The organism is Jatrophihabitans sp. (assembly GCF_036389215.1).
GTDB lineage: Bacteria > Actinomycetota > Actinomycetes > Mycobacteriales > Jatrophihabitantaceae > Jatrophihabitans_A.
This window is the reverse complement of the sequence record NZ_DASVQG010000186.1, coordinates 1-12944: the sequence shown is the minus strand read 5'-3', so window position 1 is coordinate 12944 and position 12944 is coordinate 1. Positions and strand designations below refer to the sequence as shown.

General features: G+C 71.7%; 12 protein-coding genes and 1 pseudogene. 10 read left to right on the top strand and 3 right to left on the bottom strand.

Translation table 11 applies throughout. The annotated features are described in order from the left end of the window. From VF542_RS09840 to VF542_RS09805, 8 genes and pseudogenes are all read left to right on the top strand, one after another. Positions 1-231, top strand: a pseudogene (locus VF542_RS09840) (ABC transporter substrate-binding protein); the annotation flags it as partial. Beyond that, positions 228-1826 carry a thiamine pyrophosphate-dependent enzyme gene (locus VF542_RS09835; RefSeq protein WP_408651527.1) on the top strand — a complete coding sequence of 533 codons (1599 nt, stop codon included), beginning with the start codon at positions 228-230 and terminating at the stop codon, positions 1824-1826. The pseudogene VF542_RS09840 and the gene VF542_RS09835, both read left to right, overlap by 4 nt. After that, the gene (locus VF542_RS09830) at positions 1823-3241 is read left to right on the top strand and encodes an FAD-binding oxidoreductase (protein WP_408651526.1); all 1419 of its coding nucleotides are present in this window, start codon (positions 1823-1825) and stop codon (positions 3239-3241) included. The genes VF542_RS09835 and VF542_RS09830 overlap by 4 nt, the downstream gene beginning before the upstream one ends. Then, positions 3234-4601: an APC family permease gene (locus VF542_RS09825; RefSeq protein WP_408651525.1), complete on the top strand. Its 1368-nt coding sequence runs from the start codon at positions 3234-3236 to the stop codon at positions 4599-4601. The genes VF542_RS09830 and VF542_RS09825 overlap by 8 nt, the downstream gene beginning before the upstream one ends. Continuing rightward, positions 4585-5742, top strand: a complete 1158-nt coding sequence (locus VF542_RS09820; RefSeq protein ID WP_408651524.1) for an aminotransferase class I/II-fold pyridoxal phosphate-dependent enzyme — start codon at positions 4585-4587, stop codon at positions 5740-5742. The genes VF542_RS09825 and VF542_RS09820 overlap by 17 nt, the downstream gene beginning before the upstream one ends. Then, complete coding sequence (locus VF542_RS09815; protein WP_408651523.1) at positions 5739-6455, top strand: SDR family NAD(P)-dependent oxidoreductase; 717 nt, start codon at positions 5739-5741, stop codon at positions 6453-6455. The genes VF542_RS09820 and VF542_RS09815 overlap by 4 nt, the downstream gene beginning before the upstream one ends. Positions 6456-6609: 154 nt before the next feature. Continuing rightward, the gene (locus VF542_RS09810) at positions 6610-7326 is read left to right on the top strand and encodes a hypothetical protein (RefSeq protein WP_408651522.1); all 717 of its coding nucleotides are present in this window, start codon (positions 6610-6612) and stop codon (positions 7324-7326) included. 1 nt (position 7327) lies between these two features. Further along, positions 7328-7762 (top strand): hypothetical protein, encoded by a 435-nt coding sequence (locus VF542_RS09805; protein WP_408651521.1) that lies wholly within the window; start codon positions 7328-7330, stop codon positions 7760-7762. Here VF542_RS09805 and VF542_RS09800 read toward each other — a convergent pair. Further along, the gene (locus VF542_RS09800) at positions 7725-8513 is read right to left on the bottom strand and encodes a GAF and ANTAR domain-containing protein (protein ID WP_408651520.1); all 789 of its coding nucleotides are present in this window, start codon (positions 8511-8513) and stop codon (positions 7725-7727) included. The genes VF542_RS09805 and VF542_RS09800 overlap by 38 nt on opposite strands. 255 nt (positions 8514-8768) lie before the next feature. Next, positions 8769-10229 carry an adenosylhomocysteinase gene (gene ahcY, locus VF542_RS09795; protein ID WP_408651519.1) on the bottom strand — a complete coding sequence of 487 codons (1461 nt, stop codon included), beginning with the start codon at positions 10227-10229 and terminating at the stop codon, positions 8769-8771. Between the two features lie 363 nt (positions 10230-10592). Here ahcY and VF542_RS09790 point away from each other — a divergent pair, with 363 nt between their 5' ends. After that, positions 10593-11807 carry an ATP-grasp domain-containing protein gene (locus VF542_RS09790; protein WP_408651518.1) on the top strand — a complete coding sequence of 405 codons (1215 nt, stop codon included), beginning with the start codon at positions 10593-10595 and terminating at the stop codon, positions 11805-11807. Positions 11808-11908: 101 nt separating this feature from the next. After that, entirely contained in the window at positions 11909-12172 is a 264-nt protein-coding gene (locus VF542_RS09785) for a hypothetical protein (RefSeq protein WP_408651517.1), read from the top strand. Positions 12173-12222: 50 nt separating this feature from the next. Here VF542_RS09785 and VF542_RS09780 read toward each other — a convergent pair. Continuing rightward, a partial coding sequence (locus tag VF542_RS09780; protein ID WP_408651516.1) for a formate/nitrite transporter family protein occupies positions 12223-12944 on the bottom strand: 722 nt, incomplete at its 5' end.

Here is a 12944-nt window from a genome sequence, read left to right as displayed (position 1 = left end):
GCCGGGGCCACCGACCGGGCCGCGCTGCACGCCGCGTTGAGCAGCGCCAGCTTCGACACCTGGCGCGGCCCGGTGTCCTTTCCGTGGTCGGACAGCGACGGGCACCACCAGCCGCCGGAGATCGTGCTGCAGCACTACCGGGCGGTGGGCGACAGCGCCGACGACGCGGTCATCGTCTGGCCGCCGGAGTCGGTCACCGGCGAGTACCTCGACCCGCGGTCGCGCCGATGAGTTCGGGCAACACCACTGTCGCGCAGGAGCTGCTCAGCTTCCTGCGGGACGGCCTGGGCTGTGATCGGCTGTTCACCGTGCCCGGCGAGGCGTTCCTGCCGCTGCTCGGGCATGCCGGCAAGGCGGGCATCCAGCTGATCACCTCCCGGCACGAGGCCAACGCCGCGCTGTGCGCGCTGGCCGACGCGCGGCTGCGCGGCGGGCCGGCGGTGGTCGCGGTGAACCGGTCACCCGGTGCCACCAATGCCAGCATCGCGCTGGACGCGGCCCGGGCCGACCCCACCCCGCTGCTGCTGATCGTCGGTGGGCCGCGGCGCGGCACGGATCCCGCGACCGGGTTCCAGGGCACCGACCTCAGCGGCTTCCTGGGCGGCCTGGCGCCGGTGGTCACGGTGGCTGACGGCGCGGGCCTGGCCGAGGCGCTGAGCCAGGTCGCCGCGCTGCTCACCGGGCCGGCGCCGAGCCCGGTGGCGCTGATCGTGGCCGAGGACGTCTTCTACGACGAGGCAGCCGAGGTGGCGGTGCCCGCCGTCGCGACCGGACCGGCGAGTGACCGGGGGCCAGAACTCGAACGGCTGGCCCGGGCGCTGGCCGACGCCCAGCGGCCGGTGCTGGTCGCCGGCCGGCTGCTGCGGGTGGCCGGCGGCCCGGGCACCGAGGTGGCCGGCCTGCTCGCCCGGTTCGCCGAGCGCAGCGCGGTCCCGGTGCTGGCCGGCAACAAGCAGCAGGACCTGATGGACAACCGGCACCCCGGCTATGCCGGGCACCTGCACCTGGGCTCGCCGCAACCGCTGCGGGACCGGCTGGCCCAGGCCGACCTGGTGGTCTTTCTCGGCGGCCGCCCCGACGAGGTGCAGCTGGCCCGGTGGCACACCGACCAGCAGCTGATCACGGTCTATGACGACGCTCCCCTCGAGGTGCTCCGCGAGCTGGCCGACCGGCCCTGGCCGGACCGGCCGGCGGACTGGGCCGCCGGTTGGCGGGAGCTCGCCGGTGCGCTGGCCCGGCCGGAGATCCGTGCCGCCGACGACGGGCTGGACTTCGCCCTGGTCGCCCAGGCGCTGGACGCCGAGTTGCCCGACGATGCCGTGCTGACCCTGGACGCCGGGCACTTCAGCAGCTGGATCCACCGCTACGTCCGGCTGCGTCCCGGCCAGCGGCTGCTTGCCCTGGCCGGCGGCGCGATGGGATTCGGGGTGCCGGCCGCGGTGGCGGCGGTGCTGCGCGACCCGGACGTCACGGCGGTGGCGGTGGTCGGCGACGGCGGGCTGTTGATGACCGGCAACGAGCTGGCGGTGGCACGGGCTGCCGGCCGGGCACCGGTGGTGGTGGTGGCCGACAACGCCAGCTATGGCACGATCCGTGACCATCAGGGGAGATACTTTCCCGACGCCGACTGCGGCACGGGGCTGGCCAACCCGGACTTCGTCACCTGGGCGGCGGCGTTCGGGGTGCCTGGCGAGCGGGTCGAGCGGCCGGAGCAGGTCCGCGACGCCATCCGGCGGGCGCTGGCCAGCAGAGAGGGTTACCTGGTGCACGTGCGAACCAGCCTGCGAGCGGTGCACGCCAACCACGACCTGCCGGGCCCGTCGTGACGGCAGGAGTTCCGGCCGGCGTCGGCCGGCATGCCCCGGCGCTGGCCGGGATCGTCGGCCACCGGCACGTCCTGACCGGGGACGAGGTGCCGGCCCGGCACGTCCAGGACCTGTGGGGCAGTGACCGCAAGGGCGTGGCCAGCGTCCTGGTGCGCCCGGGCACTGCCGAGGAGCTGGCCGGGGTGCTGCGCTACTGCGCCCGGCACGGCCAGCCGGTGGTGGTGCAGGGCGGCATGACCGGCCTGGTGTCCGGCGGCGTCCCCGGCCCGGAGGAGCTGGTGCTCTCGACCGAGCGGCTGAGGAGTATCGGGCAGCTCGACCCCGCCGTGGGGACGGTCACCGCCGGTGCCGGGGTCACCCTGAGCGACCTGCAGGACGAGGCGGCCCGGCACGGGCTGATCGTGCCGATCGACCTGGCCTCCAAGGGCAGCGCCACCATCGGCGGCTGCGTGGCCACCAACGCCGGCGGGGTGAACGTGGTCGGCTACGGCATGACCCGCCAGCACGTCCGGTCGCTGCAGGTGGCGCTGGCCGACGGCCGGCTGGTGGAGCTGTCGACGTCGCTGGTCAAGGACAACGCCGGCTTCGACCTCAAGCAGCTGTTCATCGGCAGCGAGGGCACCCTGGGCGTCGTGACGGCGGCCACCATCGCGCTGCGCCCGGCGCCCCGCACCCGGGCCGGCGCGTTCTGCGCGGTGGCCGACGTCGCCGGCGCGCTGGAGTTGCTGACCGCGCTCCGCAATGAGCTGCCGGGCATGCTCACCGCCTTCGAGGTGGTCTGGGCCGATGCCTACCGGGTGCTCGAGAGCCTGGACCTGCGGCTGCCGTTGCCGCCGGGATATCCGATCTACGTCCTGGCCGAGGTGCAGGGCGGCCGGCCCGACGCCGACGCCGAGGCGTTCCTGCGCTGCCTGGCCGGTGTCGAGGACGTGCTGCTGGACTCGGCGGTGGCGACCACGGCCGCGGAGCTCGGCGTCTTCTGGCAGGCCCGCGAGCGCATCCCCGGCGAGATCCTGCGGATGCAGCCGCTGTTCGGCTTCGACGTCAGCGTGCCGGCCCGGTCCCTGCAGGATTGCCTGGAGCAGATGCGAGCCGAACTGGGCGCCCGCTGGCCGCAGGTGAAGCTGCTGGTCTTCGGCCACCTCGGCGATGACAACGTGCACATCGCCGTGGTGACGGGGGAGCGCACCCGGGAGCGCAAGGCCGAGGTAGAGCACATCGTGTACGGGTGCGTGGCCCGCTGTTCTGGTTCGATCTCGGCAGAGCATGGCATCGGGTTCGAGAAGCAGCCCTACCTCGGCTACACCCGCTCGCCGGACGAGGTGGACCTGATGCGCTCGCTCAAGCGGCTGCTGGACCCGGCGGGCATCCTCAACCGCGGCCGGGTACTGCCCTGGGAGGCCTCGCTTGACTGAGAAGCACGGCCTCACCCGGCGGCAGGCGATCCCGCTGGCCATCGGATCGGTGGCCGGGTCGGGGATCCTGTTCCTGCCCTCGGCCGTCTACGTCGCGGCCGGGCGCAACAGCCTGCTGGTGTGGGCACTGGCCACCGTGCTGTGCCTGCCGATGCTGCTGATGTTCGAGGACATGGTGCGCAGCAACCCGGACGGCCGCGGCATCGAGGCCTTCATCCGGGAGGGGCTCGGCGACGCCTTCGCCCGGTGCGTGCCGGTGCTGTTCCTGTCCCTTGTGATCATCGGACTGCCGGCCGGCACGCTGGTCGCCGGCCGCTATGTCGGGCACGCGCTGCACACCGGCCGGCTGGTGGAGGTGCTCGCCGCGGTCTCGGTGTTGCTGGCGGCGCTGGCGTCGAACCTGTTCGGCGTCAAGACCAACACCCGGCTGCAGACGGCCACCACCTGGGCGCTGGTGGCGATGGCCACCGTGCTGCTGGTGTCGGCGCTGCCGGCCACCCGCGGCGGGCTGGGCACGGTCAACCCGGACACCGCTGACCTGGGCGTGGTGCTGCCGGCGGTGATCCTGGCGTTCTGGGCCTTCGCGGGGTTTGAGAACCTGACGTTCCTGAGCCGGGAGTTCCGCGATCCGGAGCGGGATTTCCTGCCGGTCAGCGTGATCGCGCTCGGGGTCTACGGCCTGTTCACCATCCTGCTCACGGTGGCCATCGCGGTCCGGCTGGACCGTGCGGACGTCGACCAGGTGGCCGGCTTGCTGCAACTGGCAGGCACCATCGAGCCGCATCAGCTGGTCACGCTGTGCGTGACGGCGATCGCGCTGTTCGCCATGACGCTCAATGCGGTGGCCTGGGTGTGGGGGGTGTCCCGGCTGGTCGCGCAGGCCGGCAGCCACCGGATCCTGCCGGCCGGGCTGGCGGTCGTCAGCGCCGACGGGGTGCCGCGGCGGGCGCTGCTGCTGCTGGCCGTGCTGTTCGCCGCCACCACCTCGGTACTGGTCGGCTACCCGGGCCTGCTGGTCGACGCGGTGGCCACCGCGAGCGCGATCTTCATCCTCATGTACCTGCTCAGCATCGTGTCCTACGTCCGGATCCGGGGCCTCACCGTCCGCTCGGCGCCCAACCTGCTGCTGCTGGTGGTGATGGTGATCAGCCTGGTCGAGTCGGGGTGGCGCACCGTCTACGGTCTGGTGGTGCTGGCGGGCGCCCTGGCCACCCAACTGATCCGCCGCCGGCGGCTGGCCTCGGCCGCCGACCAGGCCTCGGCACCTGCCGTCGCCGACCAGGCCTCGGCGCCTGCCGTCGCCGACCAGGCCTCGGCACCTGCCGCCCAACAGAGGAGCATCGATGGTCCGCATCGCTAATCCACCCGCCGGCGCCGCTCCCGCGGAGTCGGTGTTCGTCCGGATCCCGGCGGCGGCCGTTCGCCACGGTGCGGTCAACCTCGCCCAGGGCGTCTTCGACCACGGGCCGCCGGAGCAGGTGCTGGCGGCGCTGGCCGAGGTGGGCGCCGGGGGAGAGCACCAGTACGCGCCCAGCGCCGGCCATCCGCTGCTGCGGGCGGCGCTGGCCCGCAGGTACGGCCCGCTCGACCCGGACACCGAGATCACGGTGTGCGCGGGAGCGACCGAGGCGTACTACAGCACGATGGCGGCGCTGATCAGCCCGGGTGACGAGGCGATCGTGGTGGAGCCGGCCTACGAGCAGTACGCACCGGTCATCACCGGGTTCGGCGGGATCGTCCGTCCGATCCGGTTGGGCGGCCTGGACGCCCGGCTGGACGCGGCCACCCTGGCGGCCGTGACCACCGCCGCCACCAAGGCGATCGTGGTGAACAGCCCGTGGAACCCGTTCGGGCGCTCCCTGGACGACGCCGAGTGGCAGGCGGTGGCCGAGCTGGCAGACCGCGGCATCGTGGTGGTGTCCGACGAGACCTACGAGCACCTCAACCTCGACGGCCGCGAGCACCGCAGCGTGCTGGACCTGGTGGGAGACCCGGAGTTGCGGGTCAAGATCTCCTCGGCGTCGAAGACCCTGGCGGTCACCGGCTGGCGGGTCGGCTGGGCGATCGCCGGCCCGGGCCTGACCCGCCGGATCCGGGCCGCCCACCAGTTCGTCACCTTCTGCCCGCCGACCCCGCTGCAGCTGGCGGTCGCCCGGGTGCTCGACAGCCCCGACTTCGACAACCTGATCACCGGCACGGTGGCGGGGATGTCGCAGCGGGTGCATTCCTTCGTCGACACCCTCACCGAGCTGGGCATCCCGGCCACCGTGCCCGAGAGCGGCTTCTACGTGCTGGCCGATGTCGGAACCGAGGCCACCGCCTGGTGTGAGCGGATGCTGGTGGATCAGGGGGTGGCCGGGCTGCCGCTCTCGGTCTTCTACTCCCAGCCGATGACCGAGGCCGCCACCGTGGTGCGCTTCGCCCTGTGCAAGCAGCCAGGCACCCTGGCCGAGGCCAGCCGCCGGCTGCGGGACCGGCTCGGCAAGGGCCCGTCGACGTGACCGTCGTCCTCATCACCGGTGGCTTCGGCTCGCTCGGCACCGCCATCGGCCGCCGTGGCGAGCAGGACGGCGCGACCGTCGTGCGCACCGGGCGCCACCCGGAGGCCGATGGCCTGGCCCACGACGTGCGGGACCCGGACGGTTGGCGGCAGGTCATCGACACGGTGGTCGAGCGGCACGGCCGGCTCGACGTGCTGGTCAACGCCGCGGGCGGGTTGGGTGCCACCCCCCAGGACGTCCTGTCGGCCACCCCGCAGGCCTGGCACGACGTGCTCGACAGCCACGTGGTGGGCTCCTGGCTGGGCTGCCGCGAGGTGATCAGCCGCGGCTGGCAGCATCCGGTGTCGATCGTCAACCTGTCCTCGACCGCGGGGCACCTGGCTACCCCGTCGATGATCGCCTACGGGGCCATGAAGGCGGCGGTGGAGCACCTGACGACGTCGGTGGCATTGCACTGTGCCCGGGCCGGGTTGCCGATCCGCTGCAACGCGGTCGCCCCCGCCCTGGTGGACGGTGGCATCCGCGACGACGTGCTCGGCACGGTCGCCCCCGACCGGGACGAGGCGCTGGCCCGGTACCTGGCCCGGGTGCCCACCGGCCGGCTGGTCACGCCGGAGGAGGTGGCCGACACGGTCTGGCAGCTGGCCACCGGCGGCGGGCTGTCCCTCACCGGCCAGGTGGTCACCGTCGCAGGCGGTCTCGGACTCGCTTAGCTGTACTGACACAGCCGGCCCGCCTGACGTCGGCCGCCGGCTGACCTGACACCGGACGCGGCACACCGATCGGCGGTTGCGGCAATCCGACCGGCGCCCCGCTGCCGAATCCCCCGATGACGCCATCACGGGGGTGGCGCAGGGGGGATGAGACATGAGCACTATCGCAAGGTCACGGCGGCGGGTGGGCGCGCTGGCGGTCTCGGCCGCGGTGGCCCTCGTCGGGGGCCTGGGCATCGCGCAGGCGAGCACCACCGACTCGACACCCAGCAATGCCGTCAGGCCCGGTCACGGGGTGAACGAGTTCGGCATGACCGAGGCGTTCCTGCACGGCAAGACGGCGAGGTTCACCTACACCAAGGGCTTCTTCTGCGATACCAGCGTGGCGTCGGCGGCGAGCACCGGGTGCGAGGCCGGCGCGCCGTACCAGAAGGCACCGGCGAAGGACTTCGATCCGCTCTACATCACCGTGCCGCTCGGCTTCGAGCAACCGATGAACATGCTGGACTGCCCGGACCGGCTGATCTGCGTGGACCACCCGGGCACCATGGACCTCACCCGGCTCGAGCCGGCACTCAAGCCGCTCTACCCGCAGCTCACCGACGCGCAGCTGACCGCGGCGTTGAAGAACTTCGCGGTGCCGGGCCACGACCATTTCATCAACACCGCCAACGCCGGCAAGGCCGAGTGGTGGGACGTCCGGATCGTCGGGGTCACCAACCCGCACACCTACCACGAGATCCTGGAGCACAAGACCCTCGGCTACATCCAGAAGCTGATCCGCAACAAGGACAAGAACGTCGTCGGCCCGATCCCGACGAACCTCTTCCTGTTCTTCGCCGTGGACAACCCAGCCAAGATGGCCAAGTGACATGACCTCGTTCTTCAGTGCGCGCCTGGAATCACGCTGGCGCTGGCTGATGGTCCCGGCGGTGCTGGTCGCCGCCGGGGCACATCTCCCGGTGATCCGGCCGCACCTGGACGAGGCGCCGTACATGGGAGTCCTGTTCGTGGTGCTGAGCGCGGCCTGCGTGGTGCTGGCCAGCGCCGCGATCAGCTGGGACACCCCGGTGGTCTATGCCCTGTCGGTGCTCACCTGTGGGCTGGCGGTCCTCGGTTACGCGGCTACCCGGCTGGTGGCCTTCCCGATGCTCGCCGATGACGTGGGCAACTGGTTCGAACCGCTCGGCATGCTGTCGGTCGCCTCCGAGTCGCTCGTGGTGATCGCGGCACTCGGCGCGCTGGCCGGACGGTCGGTCCGGATCGGCCTCAGCCCTGCAGCTGTTCCACGTCCAGCTGGCCCCTGATCAGGTCGCCGGCGACCTCGTCGAGCAAGGCCCCGTGGCTGTAGGAGTAGCCGCGCAGCACCGCCAGGGCATCGGGGGCGGTGGTCTCCAGGCGGGTCATCAGCATTCCCATCGCCACCCAGACGTTGGTGCGGTCGCGTACCGCACCGCTCTGCAGCCACACCGGCTCGGGTTCCTCGGAGAAGCTTCCGACCGAGCCGGTGATGGCCTGGGCGATCATCAGGGCATCCATGATCTGGTCGGAGACGGCCACGGCGTCGGTGAGGCTGATCTTGGCGAGGTCGTCGGGATGGGTGACGAACAGGTCCAGCGCACCCACGGTCTCCGGGCTGAGCCGCAACGGCATGCACAGTGCTCCCCGGTAGGGCGTGTGGGCGAAGAAGTCGGCGGCGAACAGTGGCCACTGCTCTTTGATGTCGGCCTCGCCGGCGATCACGATCCGGCTCTTGCGCGCCGCGTCCAGGCAGGGTCCCTCGCCCTGGGTGAACTGCAGGCGCTCGGCGACGCTGGCCACCTCGTCACTGGCTCCCACCGGAACCCTGAAATCGTGATTGAGCAGGCTCAGCCCGGCGCCGGCCACCGGCAGCACCTGCACGCAGGCCCGCGCCAATCTCACCGGTAGCAACTCGGGTACCGCCGTGGCGGGATCGCTGTCCGCCCAGGCTGCCCGGTACTGCTGGGCAAGTTCGGACTTGGCGGTGAAGGAGGGGCGGTCGCCCTCGCCACCACCGGGGTTCTCGAACAGGGTCATCAGCGTGGTGACTTTCCGTTTTCCCGGCGGGAGTGTGGGTTCTCAGACTCCCGCCGGCTCCCTCGACGGTACCGCGCGCACGCCTGGACGCAGCCACCGCGTCCGGGTCCCGCGCAACAAGCACCGGCCCGAAATCGCCAGTGGCTGACTCCGGGCCGGTGCTGTCTCTCGTTCGGCAGACCCGCGGCGATGTACGCCCGCGCGATCTTGCACCGATCCGCCCGTCGCCGAGATGGGATCGGCGCCGAGCAGGGATCAGTAGCGGTAGTGGTCGGACTTGAACGGGCCCTCGACGTCGACGCCGAGGTACTCGGCCTGCTCCTTGCTCAGCACGGTCAGGTGCGCGCCGACCGCCTCCAGGTGCAGCCGGGCCACCTTCTCGTCCAGGTGCTTGGGCAGCACGTACACCTGCTTCTCGTACTCGCCCTGCTTGGTGTAGAGCTCGATCTGCGCCATGGTCTGGTTGGTGAACGAGTTCGACATCACGAAGCTCGGGTGACCGGTGGCGTTGCCCAGGTTGAGCAGCCGGCCCTCGGACAGCACGATGATCGCGTGCCCGTCGGGGAACGTCCACTCGTGCACCTGGGGCTTGATCTCGACCTTCTTGATGCCCTGAACCCGGCCGAGGCCCGCCATGTCGATCTCGGTGTCGAAGTGGCCGACGTTGCCCACGATGGCGTTGTGCTTCATCTTCGCCATGTGCTCGACCATGATGATGTCGCGGCCGCCGGTGGTGGTGATGAAGATGTCGGCCTCGGACACCACATCCTCGACCCGGACCACCTGCAGGCCGTCCATGGCAGCCTGCAGCGCGCAGATCGGGTCGATCTCGGTGACCACGACACGCGCGCCCTGGCCGCGCAGCGACTCGACCGCGCCCTTGCCGACGTCGCCGTAGCCACAGATGACGGCAAGCTTGCCGGCCAGCATCACGTCGGTCGCGCGGTTGATGCCGTCGACGAGCGAGTGCCGGATGCCGTACTTGTTGTCGAACTTGGACTTGGTGACCGAGTCGTTGACGTTGATCGCCGGGAACAGCAACTGGCCGTCCTTGGCGAGCTTGTACAGCCGCTTGACGCCGTTGGTGGTCTCTTCGGTGACGCCCTTGATGTCGGCCGCGATCCGGGTGAACCGCTGCTTGTCGCGGGCCAGGCTCTCGGTCAGCGTCCTCAGGATCTCCTGCAGTTCCTCGTGGTCGTCCTCCGAGGGCTGCGGCACGGCGCCGGCTGCTTCGTACTCGACACCCTTGTGCACGAGCAGGGTCGCGTCACCGCCGTCATCGACCAGCATGTTCGGGCCCTGGCCGTTGCCGAAGTCGAACAGCTGATCGGTGCACCACCAGTACTCGGCCAGGGTCTCGCCCTTCCAGGCGAAGACCGGGGTGCCGGTGGGCTGCTCAGGAGTGCCGTCCGGACCGACCACGACAGCCGCCGCGGCCTCGTCCTGGGTGGAGAAGATGTTGCAGGACACCCAGCGGACGTCGGCGCCGAGCGCGACCAGGGTCTCGATGAGCACTGCGGTCTGGATCGTCATGTGCAGCGATCCGGCGACCCGGGCGCCGCGCAGCGGCTGGGCGTCGGCGTACTCACGACGGATGGCCATCAGGCCGGGCATCTCGTGTTCGGCCAGCCGCATCTGGTGCCGGCCGTACTCCGCGAGCGAGATGTCGGCGATCGCGAAGTCCATTCCGTTTACGTTCTGCAGTCTTGTGCTCATGATTCCTTCCGGATGACGAGTGATGGGGCGTCAGAGCCCGAGCCGGCTGGACACCCGACCGGGGCGGTTGCGTGTGGAGGAGGACGTAACAAAGGGCACCTCCTGGACAGGAGGCGCCCTTCACGTGATCACGGATCGAGCGTGGCGGATCTTCTCCGTCGCAGCGCCTCTCGACCTGGACCGCGCCATGTTCGGCGCACCCCGAGTTTACCACGGTGAGGCCGCCGGCCACTCCCTCGAACGGCTCGTTCGCGGGCCTGCCGACGGCGCGAGAGGTGCCTGGAACGCGGCCGGTTAGGGTGGCTCAGCGACGCGTCCGAGAGCCCACCGGTCCCGCGCGCGGTACGGACGCGGGGTGTCCCGGTGCGGGCGTTGGTGGTCGAGCAGGGGTTCAGCCGGGGTGCGCTGGCGGCCGTCCGGGCGCTGGCGCAGGCCGGTTGGCAGGTGGGGGTCGGGGCGCCGGACGGCCGGGGCCTGGCGTCCTCGTCTCGGGCCTGCTCCCGCCGGCACCCGGTGCCGGCCGCTCACCAGGACCAGCAGGCATTCCTGGCCGCGGTGGCCCGGGCAGTGGCCGAAGGCGGCTACGACGTGGTCTTCGGCGCCGGCGAGGCCGAGGTGCTGACGCTGTCCGAGCACCGTGCCGCGGTGCCGGCGGTGGTGCCGCACGCCGACCACCAGGTCGTGCTGCACGCCCTGGACAAGGCGCGGCTCACCGAGGCAGCGGTGGCAGCCGGCATGCGGGTGCCGCGGTCGCTGGCGCCGGACTCGCTCTCGGACGAGACCCGGCCGGTGGTGGTCAAGGCCCGGATGCACGCCCAGCCCGGCCAGGCCGGGGCGCCGCCCCGGATCGACACCAACGTGGTGGTCGGTGCCACCGCCACTCGCCGCCGGGTCTCGGAGATCGCCGCCTTGGGCGGGCAGGCCGAGGTGCAGGAGTTCCTGGACGGCGAGCTGATGGCCTATGCCGCCGTGACCACTGCCGGCGGCCGGCGGGTCGCCGCCCAGTCGATGCAGGTCGCGTCCCGGGTCTGGCCACCCGGTGCCGGGGCCAGCTGCCGGGCGGTCAGCGTGCCGGTCGACCCGGAGCTGGCCGGACGCGCCGCGGCCCTGCTCGCCGCCCTCGGCTGGTTCGGCCTGGCCGAGCTGCAGTTCCTGGTGCCGGCTGACGGGATTCCCCGGCTGATCGACCTCAACGGCCGCTTCTACGGCTCGCTGGCTCTCGCGGTGGCCGCCGGGGCGAACCTGCCGGCCACCTGGGCGGCGCTGGCCACCGGCCGCGGGGTCGAGCCGGTCGAGCCGATCGTGCCGGTCGTGCCGAACGAGCCGGGAAGTACGAACGAGCCGGGAAGTACGGACGAGCCGGTGACCGCCGTCGCCGGGGTGCGGTACAGCTGGTGGGAAGGCGACCTGCGCCGGGCCCTCCTGGAGCGGCGCGGCGGAGTGGCCCGGGATCTGGCGGGCGCGCTGTATGCCGGCGTGGGCGCCGTGCACAGCATCGGCCGCTGGCGTGACCCGGCACCGGCGCTGACCCAGGCCCGCCGGCTGCTGGCCGAGCACCGGGCCGCCCGGCAAAGCTGATCGCCGCCGGTAATTCTCGGTGCGGTGAAGCGGGTGCGACCGGTAGGCCTAACCGCGTCCAGGCCAGGAATACCGGGGGCTCCAGCGGGGTTGAGAATGGCATGCGAGGCGACAGCGTCGAGATCGTCATAGATGCCGGTGAGAGCAGCCGGACCTACACCATCACCGCCACCAGGGCGGGCCGCCGGGTCGAGGTCAGCCACGGCCGTGGCCTGGTCGAGGTCACCGAGGTCACCCGCGGCGGCACCCCGGTGCGCACCGCCCGGTTCATGAGCGGCCGGGTGATCGCCATCGTGGAGCACCCCGCCGCCGACCCGGCGCTGGCCGACGACTCGTCGGTGACACCGCTGCACCGGCCGGCCTGACCCAGCGGGCGCTGGGGCTCGTTTCCGCCAGCCGCCAGCTGCGGCGGGTCTCAGCCGGTGTTCTCCCGGCGCTCCTCCTGGACCCGGTGCGGCACCCGCAGCAGCCGTACCGAGGTCACCAGCACCAGGCCGCCCACCAGGTTGCCGAAAGATGACCAGAGCAGCGCGCCGAACCAGTCGGCCCAGTTGTACTCGGCCCCGCCGCTGAGCAGCCCGGCGAACATCAGGATCGAGTCGAGCACCGAGTGGAACAGCTGGCCGCCGACCAGCACGAACGACATCAGCACCGCCGGCACCAGCTTGACCCCCATGTCGTCGCTGGCGTGCTGCATCCGGGTCAGCAGCGTGATGACGGTGCCGGCCAGCACAGCCAGGAAGAACGAGCGCCAGGAGACGCCCAGCTCGGCGTAATGGCTGCCGGACTCGACCGCCAGAGGCCGGAGGTCGGGCAGGGCCACGACCATCATGCCCGCCATCACGAAGCCACCGGCGAGGTTCAGCACCAGCGTCACACCCCACAACCGCGCCAGTTGTCCGATCGAACCCCGGCCGGCCACCACCGCGGTCACCGGCACCAGGAAGTTCTCGGTGAACAGTTCGCTGCGGGCCATCAGCAACGCCACGAAGCCGATCGTGAAGGCCAGCGCGCCGAGCAGCGAGCTGCCGGTCTCGTGCCTGACCACCAGGTAGGCCAGCACGCCCACCCCCACATCGACCCCACCCAGGAAGCCGGTGGCCACCAGCGGCAACAACGGCCGCGAGAGCCGGTCAT